The following is an 18,337-nucleotide window of genomic DNA, read 5'->3' on the forward strand; positions in this document are numbered from 1 at the left end:
TCATATGTATTTGATCAGCGGATGCCTTTTGGGGCACAACTGCAAGTATAACGGAGGCAATAATTATAACAAAGAAGTCTGTGACTTTTATGAGAATCACTCCTGCGTTTCTGTCTGCCCGGAAGGAAGCAGCGGACTGCCCACACCCAGACCGCCAGCCGAGTATGTGGGGAGGCGGATTCTGGACAGGGAAGGCACGGACGTGACCGAAGCCTTCGAGCGAGGGGCAGCCCTTTCTTTAGAGCGGGCTTTTGATGAGGCCCGGCGGCGCGGCGAAACAATCGAAGGCGCTGTGCTCAAAGCCAACAGCCCCTCCTGCGGCAGCGACAAGATCTATGACGGAACTTTTTCCGGCAGACTGGTCCAGGGAGACGGCTGTTTTGCGGCAAAGCTCAAAGAGCGGGGAATCAAAGTAATTTCAGAGAAGGAGATAAACAATGGTAAATTTTAAAGATGAAATCGCAAAATTGATTGCGGAGAAGGTAGAAGGCCTCGAGCTTTCGGAGATTCAGGACATGATTGAAGTGCCGCAGGATACAAAGATGGGAGACTATGCGTTCCCATGCTTCAAGCTGGCCAAGGTGCTGCGCAAGGCGCCGCCTCTCATCGCCAAGGGCATCGCAGAGGGCATCGCGGACGCGCCTTTGTTCGAAAAGGTGGAACAGGTCAACGCTTATGTCAACATGTTCATTTCCAAGGAGGAGTTCGTCAAGGATACCCTGGAAGAGGTTCTGGCAAAGGGTGATGATTTTGGCAGGACAGATATCGGCGCAGGCAAGAAGGTCATCGTCGAGTATTCTTCTCCGAACATCGCAAAACCGTTCCACATCGGCCACATCAGAAGCACGGTCATCGGAAACTCCATCTACAAAATTTATGACGCGCTTGGGTACGATGTGGTCAGAATCAACCATCTAGGTGATTACGGCACCCAGTTCGGCAAGATGATCTGCGCCTACAGACATTGGGGCAACAAGGAAGACGTCATTAAGGAACCGATCAAAACCCTGCTCAGCTATTACACCAAGTTCCACGTGGAAGTAGAAACCCATCCGGAGCTGGACGATGAAGCGAGAGAGATCTTTACCAAACTGGAGCACGGTGAAAAGGAAGAGGTGGAACTCTGGCAGTGGTTCAGAGACGAATCTCTGAAGGAATTTACCAGAGTATATGACATGCTGGGCATCTCCTTTGACTCCTACGCCGGTGAGAGCTTTTACTCCGACAAGATGCCTAGATTCGTGAAGGAACTTGCAGACAAGGGACTGCTGGAAGAATCCCAAGGCGCACAGATTGTCGACTTGGAGCCTTATGGCCTGGGCGCTGCCCTGGTTACAAAATCTGACGGCTCCACCCTCTATATCACAAGGGATATCGCGGCAGCCGTATATAGAAAAGAAACCTATGATTTCTATAAGAACATCTACGTAGTCGCTTCTCAGCAGAACCTCCACTTCCAGCAGTGGATTCAGATTGTAGAACTTCTGGGCTACGAATGGGCGAGAGACTGCGTCCACATTCCATTCGGCCTTGTCAGCCTGGAGGACGGCACCATGTCCACCAGAGAGGGCAGAGTGGTCTTCCTGGAGGATGTTCTCAACAAAGCAGTAGATAAGACGAAGGAAATCATTAAAGAGAAGAACGCAGACGCATCAGAAGCGGATGTTGATGAGATCGCCAAAGCAGTGGGTATCGGTGCGGTCATTTTCCAGGAATTATCCAACAACAGAATCAAAGACTACACATTCAAGTGGGATAAAGTGCTCAACTTTGACGGAGAGACGGGTCCTTATGTGCAGTATACCCATGCGAGATGTGCGTCCGTATTGCGCAAGGCGGGAGAGGCCATCGTGAAAAAGGCAGCCGCACTTGAGGGCGTGGACTTTCAATATCTCTGCAGCGAGAGCGCTTATGAACTGGCAAAGCTGTTATACAAATTCCCTGCCGTCATCGTGGACGCAGGCGAAAAATATGAACCATCCATCGTAACCAGACATATTGTAGATATGGCACAGGGCTTCAACCGTTTCTATCACGATGAGCACATCCTGACAGATAACGAGGAGGAGCAGGTCGCAAAAGTGGCTCTGGTCATCGCAGCAAAGGACGCCATCAAAAACGGACTGGCACTGCTGGGCATGAAAGCGCCAGAAAGAATGTAGCGCTGGCAGGGGAGTTTCGTTCACTCTGCACCGAAAACAGGCACACTCATAAAATGCGTTTTCGCTTTCTCATGGCTTCGCCGGAACTCGCCTGACGGCTCAGACAACCGGCTCAGCCAGAGAAACCCTGGAAAACGCATTTTGCGGGTGCATCTGTTTTCTGCAGAAATCGTTCGCAGAAATCCCCTGCCCTGCGCAGCGGGAAAGCAGCCGGGGTTTGCCCCTCCGGGTTGCTTGGGTTTACCCTCCGGGCGGCCTCATTTGCCCCTCCGGGTTGCTTGCCATGCCCTCCGGGCGGCCTCATTTGCCCCTCCGGGCGGCAGTGTTACGCAGATTCTCCCCGGAAGGCTGGAAACGTTAAGCAGAAAGGCAGAATATCTGCTGATCTGCGTAACATTTGCATAGCTAATGGCTCGCGCCCGCCCTCATCTGCTAGGGGAGGGGGGTATGGCTTACGATAAAATTGTGCTTTTTGAAGGATTTAGTGTAGTTTGACATAATTGATCGGACAGTAAGGCTTGGTTTTAAGAGATTTCGAGGCAGTTTGGCTGGATAATATGTAATATTATGGAAGATAGTTGCTTTTGAGAGAGCTTTCAGGCGGAAATGAGCGGATAAATTGAAGAAAAATAACCGTTGCTGCCATTTTGAAGCCAAATCGGCGCGCCCCGAGGGGTTTTGTTATGTCAAATAATTAAAAAAATGCCAAAAAGCATAAAACTATCGTATAGGGATTCCAAGTCAAAGTTTATATGTAAAATATGACCGCTTAAGAATGAAGCGAGAAAAAAGTTAACTTAAAAAAATCTCCTTTCTGCTGGAGAATACCCTTTCATTCCTAAGCGGCTTTGTCAGAAATAGCTATGATTTTCAAAATTTGGAAGCGCTGGTTTCGATGAACCGGGAGACGGATTTTGAGGAATCATCTATTTTTGACGGTTAGTGAAAGAATGAAAGGATATTCTGATTTATGAGATATGAAGGTGATATTTACAGACCTCCCAGTGAGGCTTACAGCCTGTTAATTCAGGTGACCATTGGCTGCTCTCACAACAAATGCACTTTTTGCAGTATGTTCAAGGACAAAAAGTTCAGAGTGAGGGAAGTGAGCGAGGTTCTGGAGGACCTGGAAACAGCGAGGAAAACCTATCGCAGGGTGGAGAAGATCTTCTTATGCGACGGTGACGCCCTCTGTCTTGCTAATCACAAGCTGATGGTGATATTAGAGAAAATCAGGGAACTGTTTCCGGAGTGCAAACGAGTCGGTATTTATGGATCTGCAAAAGATGTTCTGCGCAAGAGTCCAGCGGAACTTGCGGAACTTCGCAGCGCCGGCATCGGCATGATTTATCTGGGTGCAGAATCGGGCAGCCAGAAGGTGCTGGATGCGATCTGCAAGGGTGTCACCCGCGAGCAGATGATCGAAGCGGTGCACAAGATCGAAAATTCTGGCATCAAAGCGTCGGTTACCTTTATCTCCGGTCTTGCAGGCAAGGCAGGATGGGAAGAACACGCCATCGAAACGGGAAAGATGATCAGCGAGATGAACGCTTCTTATGTGGGACTGCTGACTTTGATGCTGGATCCACGCGCGCCGATTACGAAACAGATTGACAGCGGCGAATTGACGCTGCTATCTGGTGAAGAAGTGGTTGCAGAGACCTATCTCATGCTAAAACATGCAGAGCCGACAAAGACTTGCGTGTTTAGAAGCAATCACGCCTCAAACTATGTTTCTCTGCGCGGCAATCTGCCCTCTGACAAAGAGAGGATGATGCAAAAGCTGCAGCGCGCCATGGAAGATCGCGGCTTATTAAAGGATGAAAGATTCAGGATGTTATAATTATGAGGATTTTACTGACCACCTTAAATTCTAAATATGTGCACTCCAATTTGGCGCTGAAATATCTCTACAGCGTGGCGGAAGGTTCGGATCTGGACATAGAACTCTTTGAGTTCACCATCAATAACGATAGGGACTACATCTATACAGAAATCGTCAGGGGCGGTTACGACTATGTCTGCTTCTCCTGTTATATCTGGAACATCGGGAAGATCAAAGACCTGGCATCGGATATTAAGAAAGCCTGTCCGGAAGTAAAGATTTTGCTGGGCGGACCAGAAGTCAGCCATGAAACAGTACCTTTCATGGAAGAGAACAGCTGGGCGGACTATATCATTCGTGGAGAAGGGGAGTACCCCTTCTTCCAATTTTGTAAAGAGCTGGTTTTGGATGAGAACGACTTTTCCAAAGTCAGCAGTTTGACCTATCGGGAAAATGGACAGATTCTGGAGACGGAAGACGGACCGCTGCTGGATATGGACACGATTCCCTTTCCTTATGAAAGTCTTCCTATGGAGCCGGACAAGGTCGTCTATTACGAGTCGTCGAGAGGGTGCCCTTATCATTGCAGCTACTGCTTGTCATCGCTTGAAAAAAACATCAGGCCCCTATCGGTGGAACGAACGAGACGGGATTTAGGATATTTTTTATATAAGAAAGTGAAGCAGGTTAAATTTATCGATAGAACGTTTAATTATGATAAAGACAGAGCCTATGAACTCTGGCGTTATCTGATTGAGAACGATAACGGCGTGACAAACTTTCACTTTGAAATCTGCGGAGAGCTTTTAGACGACCGGCATTTTGATCTGTTATCAACGGCTCGGAAAGGGCTGTTTCAGTTTGAAATCGGCATCCAGAGCGCCAATCCCGACGCCTTGATGGCTGTGGACAGAAAAGAAAGTGTCTTTCCAATATTACATAATGTAGAAAAACTGCTGATTCTGGGCAATATCCATATCCACGTGGATTTAATTGCGGGCCTTCCCCATGAAGATTACAAATCTTTTGCCCGGTCCTTCAACAAAGTCTATGAGCTGGGGGCGGATAACCTGCAGCTGGGCTTTCTGAAGCTCCTGAAGGGCACTAAGATTCGCCGTCAGGCATCTGAATTCGGATATGTTTTTCGTGCAAAAGCGCCTTATGAAGTGATTTCTAACCAAGATCTTTCGGCGGCAGAACTGGTCAAGCTGAAAATGATAGAGACAGTACTTGATCTCTACGCCAATAAAGGCGGATTTGAGATGACTTTGGAGTATATATTAAAATCTTCAGGAGGAAATCCATTTCGTTTTTATGAGCAGCTGGCAGATTTTTTCTTCTCTAAAGGCTATCAGCACAGGTCTCATAAAAAAGAGGATCTTTACAGGATCTTGTTGAAATTCGCTGAGAGCAAAGGCTTAGGCGAAGGGGCGGAAGTCTTTCTGACGGAAGATCTTTCGCGGACGATGAACTTTGATGCAGTGAAAAAATTCCATAAAAAAGGATGGGAGATATGATGGAAAACAAAGAAATACAGGATAGAATTGGTGAGTATCTGATACCCCACGTGGAAGAGTTCGTCTTCGATGAATTATCGGACAGTTATCTTGAAAAAGCCGGGATTGCGGACGTTCTTACCGGGGTGCCGGTTCCAATTAGAACGACTTCGATGGCCAACCTTTCCACTCTGGTCATTGCGCAGAACATGGCTTTTATCATCGGCTGTGATGTGAATTTTAAATACAGAGATAACTACATTGCCTATATCATCAGGACTTTTACCAAAGAGTTTGCAAAGCCTTTGATTAACGAGGGCGTGGAGGCGGCAGCCAAAAATGATTTTGATTACGCCTGCATCTGCTTTCGCGGGGCGCTTTTGATCGATCCCGATTCGGCAGACGCCCTCTATTGCTACGGCAGAGCCTGCAAAGACTCTTATGAGGTCGGCGAAGGAGAGGAATATGTGGGACGCTACAAAGCGGAATCACTGGAGGCCTTTGAAAAACTGACCATCAAAAATCCTGACTTTGACATGGGTTATTATTTCCTGGGATATGGGTATCTGAATCTGGGTCTTTACGTCAAAGCGAAGCTGACCTGGGAAACTTTTATGAAGCTTTCGAATCACAAGGAGCAGAAGGAAGAAGTGCAAGGGTGGTTGGACAAGCTGGCGGAACCAGTCAAAATAGAAGAGGGGTATAATCACGTTCTCAGCGGACGCTACGAAGACGGATTAAATATTTTGCAGGGTTATGAAAATGATGAGAGATTCAATACCTGGTGGCCTTTATGGTATTATTTAGGAGCTGCATATAAAGCGCTGGAAGACCCTGCGGAGGCGGAACGTTGTTTTAAGCAGGTTCTGAATCTATCGCCCAGCAATGTGGAGGCGATGGAAGAACTTTTGGCTATTTATGAGACACAGGGTGATCAAGAAAAGGTAGAAAAATTCTCGCGGAAAATAGAAATCGTCAAGTACAATGCGGAAATGGATAAAGCTGAAAGGATGAACGGCTTGTCGTAAAGTTTGAATTGGAATTTCTATCAGCTTGATTTTCCTGGCACTGCAGTATTTTCAACAGCAGATTTCTGTGAAAGTGCCATAAATCCGGCAAAAAAGGGAAAATTAGGCGAATTTTGATGGGAAAGTTGATGCAGAAGTGGCAAAAGTGTCTGAAAAGATGAAAGTTGCTCCTTCAATGGAAGAATATTCATGGGAAAATATGGACGTAAACCCTTTAGCACCTTGATATGGAGAAAAAACATCATAAATTTGCTATTTGCCCTGCGATGATACTGCAGTATCTGGTCAGATCTGCCTAAATTTGCAAAAAATTGATTGATTCTGGCACTTTACTGCTGACTGCAATGAGATTGAGCGGGAATCCTCGAAGTGTCTGCTAAAAAATACATTTATTACCTATTGACATTCACTATGTAGTATTATATAATTATTCATGCCGTCAGAAATGGCGGCATGAGTGTTCCGAGGTAGCTCAATGGTGGAGCAACCGGCTGTTAACCGGTAGGCTGTGGGTTCGAGCCCCACCCTCGGAGCCAATTTTTTTCTAATGTTGGTGCGCCGGAATGGCGGAATTGGCAGACGCACAGGACTTAAAATCCTGCGATCCTTACCGATCGTACCGGTTCGACCCCGGTTTCCGGCACCATTATAATTTCATACGATATCGCGGGGTAGAGCAGCTGGTAGCTCGTCGGGCTCATAACCCGGAGGTCGCAGGTTCAAGTCCTGTCCCCGCAACCAAACGCAAGAAAAAGCCGTTCGTCAGAACGGCTTTTTTCGTGCGTTGGATTTGTGAGATGAGGACTTGAACCGATAGGCGTGGCCGTGAAGCGAAGCAGTCCGATGGACTGGTGAGCAGGCCACGGTGCCAGCCGACCGAAAGGGGAGGCGCAGCGCGGCGACTTCGAAGAAATCGTGCAAGTTCGAAAGTACGCAGACCTTTGTGTTTTACGAAGAAAAAGCTTGGACTTGAACCAAGGAAAAATGCATAGTCCCCTATGGAGCCGAGGCCGAATATTACATCATCAATTACCCCTTTCAAGTAATGATTGATAGCAGAACAATTTACTTGTCTGCAGCATAAGATGACTTGGGACCACATTTATCTAATTATTTTGTAGGTCCATCATTCCACATCAAATCCATGGAAAGGGAAAGTGTTAACATGATTATTTACAATGCTAATAACGATTGCGATGGTTCCATCAATCGCAGTTGTAAGTTTTGCGGCGGTCGTGGCTGCAGTGCCTGCTGCCAAGGCCCTACTGGGCCGACTGGTGACACAAGTTCCGCCTGCTGTGATTGTAAGGAGCAGCTGAGAAATATAATCCAACAAATCATCACACTATATAAAGATTATGATATATTGGTCACTTTGAGTAGTGGCGATGCGGTTGTTGGCCGTCCCGCCTCTTTGATAACGGGACCAAACGGGCGTGCCGGAGTATTTGAAGTGACAAATTCTCAAAATTTGTCCCAATATTTGTCCATCTGCAGTATCGACTCGATTTTGATTAACAATGCGACGTATAATGATGCAATTGTTTATTTGCAGGAGCCGGTTCCTGCTCTGACAGACTGTTGCACTGATTGCGAAGCAACCATTCGATCTCTTTTGCCTGTCGGAAGACCTAATGTTAGTATCATCACAAACACGCAAACTCCATCAATGGGAACAGTTGTGAAAAATGAATACGGTATGATCGTACTTGCTAATGAAGCTGAAAACAATATCACCTTTATATCCTCGTGCAGTATAGATTTATTTTACACCTAGAGCCTGGGGTGAGCGGCCCCTTATGTCAGTCCACCCAATCTGTCGAAAAAATGCTTCTATGGCTGTGCAGTTCTATCTAAAGGCGTAGGAGCGAATCCTTTCATTGTCAGACTAAAAATTTATCTGACAACCTGAATTTGCTATTTAACGAATCTAAACAGAAAAAGTGGTTAATCTCTTCCATTATGAAGAAATTAACCACTTTATTTACGCGCTTGTAATTATTTGAAAGCTAAAGCATTGAACTGATCGACGATTTCTTTGTCTGGTTCACCTTCTCCAGTGTAAACCATAATCATGCCGTCGTTATGGGCGGCCGCTTTTACCACGGTGATTCCCAAATCATATCCGTCGCCAGTGACATCTTTATATGCATCGGAGTTTTGATCTTCGTACAAATAGAGCTCAATACCACCATCAAATGCGGCCCCATCTGCAGCGCCGATCATATCAAAAGCTTTTTCTTCTTTGTTGGTGAGTTCCAGTTCTGCGGCTACGGCGTCAATCGTTTTATCGATTTTTGGAACATCTGCTTTATCCGAGTCTCCGCCTCCACAGGCAGCGAGTCCGATACATAACAATATTGACAGGACTAAAACCAGTACTTTTCTTTTTTTCATAATACTCCCTCCTCGTTGATTTTCACTTTCTCTGACACCACTATTTATTTTACATTATTGTACCACAAAAAGAATCCAAAGTGATGTTTTTCTACTCTTTTTTATATTATTACAAAACTGCCATAAGATAGAATAGAAAATCGTAAGTCATTCCTTTTTCCTTGCGTACCTTTCCCTGTTCACATATACTGTAAGTAATGAGAATTCGATAATGCTGCATATAGAAAGAGGAATAAACAGATGGAATTAACCAAGACCACCAGGGCAATTTTTAACGCCATGAACGAAGGTATCATGATTATCGATCAGGCTTGTAGGGTAGTCTTTGCCAATCAAGTTTACTTGGATTTTATCGGTGAGTCAGAGCAAGAAGTCATGGGCAGAGAATTAGGCAGTATCCGGCCCAGCGCCAGGCTGCCGGAAGTGGTGCAGAGCGGACAGAAGTTGGTTCACATGGCTCGCTCAGAGGACAGCGCCAGCGGCAATCCGGTCTACTTTGTCAATATGTATCCCATTGTGGAAGACGGACAGATTAAGGGCGGCATCTCTGTCGTGATTTTTCTCGACGACGCCTACGATGTGAAAAAAGCCCTGGAGAAACACGAAGAGTATCTGCAGAGCGTCATGGACAGAATCAACGAAGTGCAAGGACAGACCGACGGTTTTGACTCTGTTGTGGCGGTAAGCTCGCCGTCAGTAGCGGCGAAGGAACTGGCTCAGCGCATTGCGGCTACTGACGCTACTGTACTGCTGGAGTCCGAAAGTGGTACGGGCAAAGAGGTTTACGCCAAAGCCATTCACAACGCCAGCAGTCGGCGGGGAGAGACTTTTCTGGCTATCAACTGCGCCTCCCTCAGCTCCGCCCTGCTGGAAAGCGAGCTTTTCGGCTACGTAGGTGGCGCCTTTACCGGTGCGGAGAAGAAGGGGAAAATGGGAGTCTTTGAGGCAGCCAGAGGCGGTACCCTCTTCTTGGACGAGATATCGGAAATCGACTTGGAGTTTCAGGCAAAGCTGCTCCGCGCCCTGCAGGAGCACTGCATCCGTCCAGTGGGCGGCCTGGCTGAGATTCCCGTCGATGTGCGGGTTATCTGTGCTTGTAACGCTGATCTGCAGGAATATGTGGCAAAGGGCAGATTCCGCAAGGATTTGTACTACCGCCTCAACACTTTTACCATCCATATACCGCCTCTGCGAGAGCGTAAAGAAGATATCCCCCACCTGGCTGACTTTTTTCTGCGAGAGTTTTCGGAGAAGCTAAAACGACCGATTTCGCTCTCTGAGGATGCCATGGTTTGTATGCAGAACCATAGTTGGCCCGGTAACGTCAGAGAGCTGCGCAATATTCTGGAGTTCGGCGCTTATCTTTCTGAAAACGGCATCATTACTCCTTCCATGCTGCCTGGCGAGATGACCCGCTCCTCTCATGCTGGGCAGGGGAGACCTGCCGAAGGGAAAGGTGCAATCAGAGAAGGGATGATAGGCGATGAGGCTTGCAGCAGGGACGACGCTTCAGAGATAAAAGAAGAAAGCTTGATGAAGCGAGTCCGTCGCTTTGAAAGGCAGGAGATTAGGCGGACGTTGGAAATATATGGCAGCGATTTGGACGGCAAGAAAAGAGCTGCAAAGGCTTTAGGCATCTCCTTGGCCAGCCTATATAACAAGCTGAAAGAAACGTAATAGAGGATTCTAAGATTTTAGAAAGATTCTAAGATCTTAGAATCTTTCTATTTTCACGTATTTCAACGGATAGCAGCATCGTAATTCTAAAATATTAGAATGCTATATCTGTGTCAACTGCCCGCTACTCTGCAGGCAGCAGCAGAGAAACCTTCTAATATCAATGTTAAGAGGTTTAGATGAATGATGATGTATATCTTGGCATGGCATTTGCTTAATTATAGACGTGAGATGCAAAAAATCCGGTTATTTAAAATGGTTAAACTATTTCCGGAGCATCAGAAAGGAGGTTGACTATGAGATGTATTCGAATAGGCAGCGGGGCAGGTTATGCGGGCGACCGCCTGGAACCGGCACTAGAGCTGATAGAAAAAGGAAACCTGGACTACATCGGTTTTGAATGTCTGGCAGAACGGACCATTGCTCTGGCACAGCAGGAACGGGCCGAACATCCGGAACGAGGATATAATCCGCTGCTTACATACCGGTTGGAAAAGGTTTTGCCTTTGGCACAGCAGAAAAAAGTGAAAGTAATTACCAATATGGGAGCAGCCAACCCTGAAAGTGCGGCGGAAAAAGCAGCGGAAATTGCCTGCCGCCACGGTTTGACGGGCTTAAAGATCGCCGCTGTGACCGGCGATGATGTGCTTGACAAACTGCAGCAGTATCAGGACAGAGATATCTGGGAAAACGGCAGGCCTCTGAGCGAGTTTGCAGGTGAAATTTTGTCGGCCAACGTATATATGGGCGCACAGCCCATTGTGGAGGCTCTGCGAAATGGCGCCGATGTGATTATCACTGGCAGAGTTTCTGACCCGGCGCTGTTTCTAGCTCCGCTGATTTATGAATTCGATTGGCAGGATGACGATTGGGTAAAGCTGGGCAAAGGCACTCTGGTAGGCCATCTACTGGAGTGCGGCGGCCAGGTGGCCGGCGGCTATTTTGCCGACCCCGGCAGAAAGGAGGTGCCGGACCTGGCGCGTTTGGGGTTCCCCTTGGCTGAAGTCTCGGAGAATGGGGACTTTCTGCTCACCAAGGCAGAGGGCTCTGGCGGCTGCATCACCCGTCACACCTGCATCGAACAGATGATTTACGAGATCCACGATCCGACAAAGTATTTTACGCCGGACGTTACTGCCGACTTCTCCCAGGTGCAGTTCACCGAAGTGGGTAAGAACTGTGTCCGCGTAGAGGGCGCAGGCGGTCATCCCAAGACGGACACGTTAAAAGTATCTATCGGTTACAAAGACTGCTTTATCGGAGAGGGAGAGATTAGCTACGGCGGTGCAGGTGCTTATGTGCGGGCGAAACTGGCAGCAGAAATCGTAAAGAAACGATTTTTGCTGACGGGCGTACTGCTGGAGGAGCTGAAGATTGACTATATCGGTGTGGATTCTACCTATTGGAACCACAAACAGGACTACATCGTACCGGAAGAGGTGCGGCTGCGCATTGCGGGCAGAGCAAAGGACCTCCAGGTTGCCCGTGCAGTAGGCAGAGAGGTAGAATCACTCTATACCAATGGACCGGCTGGCGGCGGAGGCGCACGGCAAAGCGTGCGGGAGATTACCTCTATCGCGTCCATGCTCATCGATCGGAACGATGTGCATCCAAAGGTAACCTATTTGGAGGTGAAGAAATGAAACTGAGAGAAATCGCCCACAGTAGAACAGGAGATAAAGGAAATATTTCTAACATCTCTCTGATTGCCTATGAAGAGGCAGATTATCCTTTGCTGGTTGAAAAAGTGACGCCAGAACGTGTCAGAGAGTGGTTTGGTGATATGATACAGGGAGAGGTGGTTCGTTACCAGCTGCCACAGCTGGCCGCCATGAATTTTGTCATCTACGGGGCGTTAGGCGGCGGTGTGACTAGATCCCTATCCCTGGACCCCCACGGAAAGAGCTTAAGCTCTCACTTATTAGATATAGAAATCCAGCCATAGAAAAGAGGTGTTTATGAACAAAGAGAGAATATTAGCAGGTCTGAAACCAGAAGAAGTCTTCTACTATTTTGAAGAAATTACAAAGATTCCCCATGGCAGTAGAAATGAAAAAGGGATCAGTGATTATATTGTTAACTTAGCAAGAAAAAGTAACCTGAATGCAGTGCAAGATGACTTCTATAATGTGGTGGTAAATATTCCCGCAACAGAAGGCTATGAAAATAAGAAAAAAACCATCATACAGGCCCATATAGACATGGTTTGCGCCAAGGATGAAACGAGCAGTCATAACTTTTCGAGTGATCCGCTGGACATCTATGTGGACGGAGAATATGTCAAAGCGAGAAATACCACCCTTGGTGCCGATGACGGTACGGGAGTAGCTATGATGCTGGCAATAATGAGCGCAAAGGATTTAAATCATCCGCCGCTGCAGATGCTCTTCACGGCGGGGGAAGAAATACGCTTTGTAGGGGCATCAGCAATGGACGAAAAACTCATCGATGGAGAACAGTTGATCGGACTGGATTGTTCTGATTCTAATGTTATCATGGTATCCTGTGCAGGTTTTAGCAGCAGCAAAATCAAACTGCCTACAGGGAGAGAAAGATTAGAAACTACTGCATCAAAGACGGTATATAAAATGAAAGTGGAAGGCCTGGCCAGCGGTCACAGCGGGAATATGATTCATCTTGGCAGAGTAAATGCCATTAAACTGATGGGCGCAATATTGCTAGAATTGGCTGAAACCGTCCAATATGACTTGATCTCCTTCATCAGCAATGGTCTTGAAAATGTGATTAGTAAGACAGCAGACGCCGTAATCTGCTGTGATACGTCAGAAGCAGAAAAGTTAGAAGAAGTGTTTAACCAGCTTGGGACTAATGTAAAAAAGGCCTATAGACGGACGGAACCGGAGATGAAAATTTCTCTTGATAAAGTTTCTTTCAATCAGGAGATAGAAATCATCAACAAGAAGGCGAAAAACAATCTGTTGACTTTGTTAGAGTTTTTGCCGTATGGCGCAAACACCATGATAGACGATGATTTTTCACTGGCGGAAAGTTCTCTCAATATCGGCAGCTTGATCGAGATAGACGGGCGATTGGAAGTGGAGTTGAGCATCCGCAGCAACAATGAATATCAACATGATGTGCTGCTGCGAAAGTGCAGAGATATTGCCGCAATTACCAATGCCCAGGTATTTTTACAAGGCAGGTCGGTACCTTGGGAATACAACCCAAATTCGTCCCTGCTTCGTATTGCACGTGAATTGTACCATAACTTGAACGGAAAAGCGCCGGTAATCAAAATGATTCATGCATCCGTTGAAGCCACAGTCTTTATTGACAAGATGAAAAAGAAGGGAAAAACCCTGGACATCATTAATATTGGATGTGACCAGCTTGACGTTCATACGACGAGTGAACGTCTGAAAATCTCTTCTGTAGAAAAAGTATATCGTCTGCTGAGAGCAGTGCTGGAAGCATCAGATTAAGGAGGAAACAAAATGACTGCAATTTATGCATTAACAATTTTATTAGCATTCTATGCATTTGGTGACTGTATTGCAATGAAAACCAAAGGTTTGCTATCATCCGTATTCGTAATCTGCGTTGTTATGTTGGTTTCCTTCTGGGTCGGACTTCCAAAAGATATCGCCGTAATTTCGGGGATTTCCACCATTGGAGGAGCCCTTGTAGGTCCTTTGGTAGTGGGTATCGGTACGACCATCAGCTTTGATGAACTGAAAAGACAGTGGAAAACTGTAATCGCCAGCGCCTTTGGAGTCACTGTCGGCGTAGTCGGTGTTATTCTCATCGGAAATCAACTGATCGGATGGAATGAGGCGGTGGCATCTGCCCCGGTCTTTGCAGGTGCTGCCGTATCCCTGCTGGTCGTGAACCAGGCGCTTACGGATCTCGGTCTTCTTGAAACAATAGGTGTTATCGTAATAACTATATACGCAACTCAAAAATTCTTTGGTGTGCCACTGGCATCATTTTGCCTGCAGAGAGAAGCAAAATCATTTCTTGGCAAGACGGAAAAAATTAGCTATTATGCCAACCTTCTGGAAGAGAAGGGCAATCATATAGAGAAAAAAAGACCTTTAGCCTATTTCAGCAAGTCAGACAAGCCCGTGTACAACTTGGTGAAACTAGCCCTCATTGCCAGCCTTGCCAATTTCTTATCGGAGTTGACCAATGGTGCAATCCACAACCTGGTAATTGCATTAGTTCTGGGAGTGGTCTTCACAGAACTAGGTTTCCTAAAGAAGAACTCATTGGCTAAGACAGATTCTAATTTCCTGATCATGTTTGCTACAATTATGACTGTATTTGCTTCACTGGCCAATGTGACTCCTAAATCTCTGGTAAACAACCTGCTTCCGGTCGTCATCGTCATGGTCATTGGTACTTTGGGCGTAATTGTTGCTGGTTTTATCAGTGGAAAAGTGTTGAAAGAAAGTCCGTGGGTATGTATTGCTCTTGGTATTACCTGTACCTTTGGATTTCCAACGACAGTACTCATGTCCAATGAAATTGCAGAAAGTATGGGCAGAAATGAAGAAGAAATGAAAGCGCTGCGTAACTATATTCTGCCGAAGATGACGGTAGCCGGATTTGTCACTGTAACCATTGGCTCCGTTATTTTGGCAGGAATCATCGTTCCACTGCTTAAATAGTTCGAACTGAGATACTCGGATGTGAAAATTATGTAAAATCTGAAGGGAACCCCTTGTTAATTTAACGGCTATCAATTATAATAATCCAAAATATCTCATAAGTGAACGAGGAGGAATATAGGATTATGGACAACGCCGCCGACGACGCTGCCCGAAGTACATACTTTCGAAAAACGGATAGATTTCATATTACGCACGTTTTGCGGTTTTTTGCGCCCAAGACGTGCTTTTTCTGTGGAAAAAAGGCCATAGGGCCAGGGGCAGACCATGGATTGGTAAAGGGCTTTTTTCAATTCTTAAAGGGGCTGCCTCCTGGGCGGCTGATTGCCTTAGGTTTTGCCGCGGTAATCCTGTTGGGCACCTTCTTGCTCCTTTTGCCGGTATCCATAAAATCAGACATGGAGGTCGGCTTCGTAGACGCACTGTTTACCTCTACCAGCGCAGTCTGTGTAACTGGTCTCATTGCCATTGATACAGCCGACCATTTTACCGCTTTTGGTCAGACTGTCGTGGCGCTGTTGATTCAGATTGGCGGATTAGGCGTGACTTCTGTAGGCGTCGGTTTCATACTGGCGGCAGGAAAGCGCGTAAGCATAAAGGGGCGGCTGATTGTAAAAGAAGCACTCAACATCGACAGTTCTAAGGGGATTATTCGGCTGGTCAAAGTGGTCCTGCTCACGACCTTGTGTTTTGAACTGGCAGGCGCGATGCTGAGCTTTATCGTTTTCGTGCAGGATTTTCCGCCGTTAAAGGCATTGGCAATCAGCGTATTTCACTCCATTGCTGCTTTCAACAACTCAGGCTTTGACATCTTGGGCGGCATGCAGAATCTGATACCATATCAATCCAACGTATTACTGAATCTGACCACCTGTGGTCTCATCCTCTTTGGCGGACTAGGGTTCCTGGTCATCCTTGACATTATAAAAAACAGGTCTTTTCGGAAGCTGTGCCTCCACTCGAAGGTCGTCATTACGACCAGCGCAGCCTTGCTGTTAATCGGTACGATACTCCTGAAAGTGACGGAAGACATCACCTGGCTGGGCGCTTTCTTTCACAGCGTGTCAGCTAGAACTGCAGGATTTTCTACATATACGATAGGGGAATTTTCTAACGGCGGACTTTTTACATTCATTCTCTTGATGTTTATAGGCGCTTCACCAGGGTCGACAGGAGGAGGCATTAAGACCAGCACTTTTTTTGTCCTGCTGCAGTCCGTGAAGAGCCTGGTGACAAAAACTCATTTCTGTGCATTCAGGCGCAGTATTTCACAGACAGGGATTTCAAAAGCCTATATCATTACTTTTCTATCCCTGCTGGTGGTGTGCTGCGGAACTTTTCTGCTTTGCATACTGGAGCCGGAGTTTTCATTCATTCAGCTGTTATTTGAGGTGACATCGGCCTTTGGCACGGTGGGCCTGTCCACAGGAATCACGCCGGATCTGGGAGCAGTCAGCAAAATTGCGATGGTGTTAATCATGTTTATCGGCCGGCTGGGGGCGTTTACGCTGGCTTCTATGTGGGTGAACCGGTCGGAACCCACAGTTCGTTATACAGAAGAATCAATTACGATAGGTTAAAGGAGAAATGAGAATGAAAAGTATAGAATCTTTTGGTGTCATCGGCTTAGGCCGTTTCGGTACTGCCTTGGCACAGAGCCTGGCAAAAGCAGGGAAGGAAGTCATCGTAGTGGACTGCAACGAGGATAAGGTTCGGGAGATGCGCCAGTTTACAGAACATGCTTTTGTGGCCGACCATCTCAATAAGGAGACGCTGGAAGAAATCGGCATGCAAAACTGCGATACGGTCATCGTCTGCATCGGGGAAAACATCGATACCAGCATCCTCACTACGCTTCACGTCGTCAGCCTGGGAGTGCCTCATGTAATAGCAAAGGCGATCAGCAGTGATCAGGGAACCGTACTTGAGAAAATTGGTGCAGATGTGGTTTACCCAGAGCGAGATATGGCACTGCGTCTTGGGAAGAGATTGTTATCGCAAAACTTTCTGGACTCCATCTCCCTGGATAACGAAGTGGAAATTAAACAGATACCTTTGCCGGCATCTGCAGCAGGGAGCAGTGTGGAGGAAATGAACCTGAGACAGCGTTATGGTCTGAACATCATCGCCATAAAGCGGGAAGATGCCACTGATATCGCTGTATCGCCGCAACATCGCTTCAACGTAGGTGATATTATCGTGGTAATTGGAAAAACTGAACGTATATGGGAATTTGAACGTAATTTGGAATGAAGGTATGAGGAAAACACATATAAATGTAAAAAGAGAGGGGAATTGGAATGAGAAATCATGTTGTGTTGACGGTGGCCAAGGGGTTGATTGTAGGAGGAACGATGCTGGTACCGGGCGTCAGCGGCGGTACTATGGCCATGATTCTCGGTATCTATGACAGGCTGGTAACATCGGTCAGTTCATTTATGAAACACAAGCGGCAAAGCCTTTTCTTTCTGGCCTTGTTTTCCGCAGGCGGCCTCGCGGGCATGCTGCTCTTTGCGAACCCACTGCTGGCATTGATAGAGGCGTATCCCATGCCTACACTGTACTTTTTCCTCGGCGCTGTAGCCGGAGGGATTCCGGTTATCTTGAAACAGGCACGGATCGAGCGATTTTCCTGGAAGGTGCCGCTTTACACGATCCTGGGGCTGCTGGCAATTCTGCTCTTTACAAAACTGCCTATGGGGACTTTTCAAGCTGAGGCAGATCGTGGCTTCGTGCAGATCCTGTTCTTGGCAGCAGTCGGTTTCATTGCAGCAGTGGGGCTGGTACTGCCTGGAATCAGCGTCTCTTACCTGCTTCTGCTCATGGGCCAGTACGATGTTACGATGAAAGCAATCAGTGACTTTGACCTGCCTATTCTGATGCCTTTGGCCGTTGGACTGCTCATAGGCATCGTTCTCACTACAAAAGCCTTAGAACGGGCGATGAAACGTTATCCTCAGACCACCTATCTGATAATCTTTGGATTTGTAGCAGGTTCTATCGTGGAAGTATTTCCGGGGGTTCCGGCAGGGTCGACGCTGCTTCTGTGCCTGGGACTGCTGGCGGCAGGATTTTGCTTGGTTCGTCTGCTATCGCGGCAAGAGATGAAGGCATGAAAGGA

15 protein-coding genes and 3 tRNA genes are annotated in these 18,337 nt (G+C 47.0%); 17 read left to right on the top strand and 1 reads right to left on the bottom strand.

Annotated features, from left to right (window positions below; translation table 11 throughout):
- The first annotated feature begins 4 nt into the window (after positions 1-4).
- The 9 genes from BN6539_RS15035 (at position 5) to BN6539_RS15080 (ending at position 8,288) form a co-directional block, all read left to right on the top strand.
- On the top strand, positions 5-451 hold the full coding sequence (locus tag BN6539_RS15035; protein ID WP_067540343.1) for a DUF523 domain-containing protein: 447 nt from the start codon (positions 5-7) through the stop codon (positions 449-451).
- Entirely contained in the window at positions 438-2,162 is a 1,725-nt protein-coding gene (argS, locus tag BN6539_RS15040; protein WP_067540346.1) for an arginine--tRNA ligase, read from the top strand. Before BN6539_RS15035 ends, argS begins: the two co-directional genes overlap by 14 nt.
- A gap of 970 nt (positions 2,163-3,132) precedes the next feature.
- On the top strand, positions 3,133-4,005 hold the full coding sequence (locus BN6539_RS15050; RefSeq protein ID WP_067540352.1) for a radical SAM protein: 873 nt from the start codon (positions 3,133-3,135) through the stop codon (positions 4,003-4,005).
- Positions 4,006-4,007: 2 nt separating this feature from the next.
- Positions 4,008-5,504, top strand: a complete 1,497-nt coding sequence (locus tag BN6539_RS15055) for a B12-binding domain-containing radical SAM protein (RefSeq protein WP_067540355.1) — start codon at positions 4,008-4,010, stop codon at positions 5,502-5,504.
- Positions 5,501-6,511: a tetratricopeptide repeat protein gene (locus tag BN6539_RS15060; RefSeq protein ID WP_067540358.1), complete on the top strand. Its 1,011-nt coding sequence runs from the start codon at positions 5,501-5,503 to the stop codon at positions 6,509-6,511. The genes BN6539_RS15055 and BN6539_RS15060 overlap by 4 nt, the downstream gene beginning before the upstream one ends.
- 461 nt (positions 6,512-6,972) lie before the next feature.
- Positions 6,973-7,047: transfer RNA gene (locus BN6539_RS15065), tRNA-Asn, on the top strand.
- Positions 7,048-7,068: 21 nt separating this feature from the next.
- Positions 7,069-7,157, top strand: a tRNA-Leu gene (locus BN6539_RS15070).
- A 19-nt stretch (positions 7,158-7,176) separates the two neighbouring features.
- Positions 7,177-7,252 (top strand) — tRNA-Met (locus BN6539_RS15075).
- A gap of 424 nt (positions 7,253-7,676) precedes the next feature.
- Positions 7,677-8,288: a hypothetical protein gene (locus BN6539_RS15080; RefSeq protein ID WP_242869422.1), complete on the top strand. Its 612-nt coding sequence runs from the start codon at positions 7,677-7,679 to the stop codon at positions 8,286-8,288.
- A 221-nt stretch (positions 8,289-8,509) separates the two neighbouring features.
- Here the strand turns inward: BN6539_RS15080 and BN6539_RS15085 are convergent, their stop codons facing one another.
- The gene (locus BN6539_RS15085) at positions 8,510-8,908 is read right to left on the bottom strand and encodes a hypothetical protein (RefSeq protein WP_067540361.1); all 399 of its coding nucleotides are present in this window, start codon (positions 8,906-8,908) and stop codon (positions 8,510-8,512) included.
- Positions 8,909-9,148: 240 nt separating this feature from the next.
- Here BN6539_RS15085 and BN6539_RS15090 point away from each other — a divergent pair, with 240 nt between their 5' ends.
- The 8 genes from BN6539_RS15090 (at position 9,149) to BN6539_RS15125 (ending at position 18,332) form a co-directional block, all read left to right on the top strand.
- Entirely contained in the window at positions 9,149-10,585 is a 1,437-nt protein-coding gene (locus BN6539_RS15090) for a sigma-54 interaction domain-containing protein (protein WP_067540364.1), read from the top strand.
- 296 nt (positions 10,586-10,881) lie between these two features.
- A complete protein-coding gene (locus BN6539_RS15095) occupies positions 10,882-12,228 on the top strand; it encodes an acyclic terpene utilization AtuA family protein (RefSeq protein ID WP_067540366.1) in 1,347 nt (448 codons plus the stop codon).
- Positions 12,225-12,530, top strand: coding sequence for an AtuA-related protein (locus BN6539_RS15100; RefSeq protein ID WP_067540369.1), 306 nt, complete (start codon positions 12,225-12,227; stop codon positions 12,528-12,530). Before BN6539_RS15095 ends, BN6539_RS15100 begins: the two co-directional genes overlap by 4 nt.
- Before the next feature lie 13 nt (positions 12,531-12,543).
- Positions 12,544-14,028: a beta-Ala-His dipeptidase gene (pepD, locus tag BN6539_RS15105; RefSeq protein WP_067540372.1), complete on the top strand. Its 1,485-nt coding sequence runs from the start codon at positions 12,544-12,546 to the stop codon at positions 14,026-14,028.
- A 12-nt stretch (positions 14,029-14,040) separates the two neighbouring features.
- A complete protein-coding gene (locus tag BN6539_RS15110) occupies positions 14,041-15,216 on the top strand; it encodes a hypothetical protein (RefSeq protein WP_067540375.1) in 1,176 nt (391 codons plus the stop codon).
- Positions 15,217-15,341: 125 nt separating this feature from the next.
- Positions 15,342-16,796 carry a TrkH family potassium uptake protein gene (locus BN6539_RS15115; RefSeq protein WP_082907553.1) on the top strand — a complete coding sequence of 485 codons (1,455 nt, stop codon included), beginning with the start codon at positions 15,342-15,344 and terminating at the stop codon, positions 16,794-16,796.
- A 13-nt stretch (positions 16,797-16,809) separates the two neighbouring features.
- Positions 16,810-17,469, top strand: coding sequence for a potassium channel family protein (locus tag BN6539_RS15120; protein ID WP_330385093.1), 660 nt, complete (start codon positions 16,810-16,812; stop codon positions 17,467-17,469).
- Between the two features lie 47 nt (positions 17,470-17,516).
- Entirely contained in the window at positions 17,517-18,332 is an 816-nt protein-coding gene (locus tag BN6539_RS15125; RefSeq protein ID WP_067540381.1) for a DUF368 domain-containing protein, read from the top strand.
- Positions 18,333-18,337 lie beyond the last annotated feature (5 nt).

The organism is Emergencia timonensis, assembly GCF_900086585.1.
Classification (GTDB): domain Bacteria; phylum Bacillota; class Clostridia; order Peptostreptococcales; family Anaerovoracaceae; genus Senimuribacter; species Senimuribacter timonensis.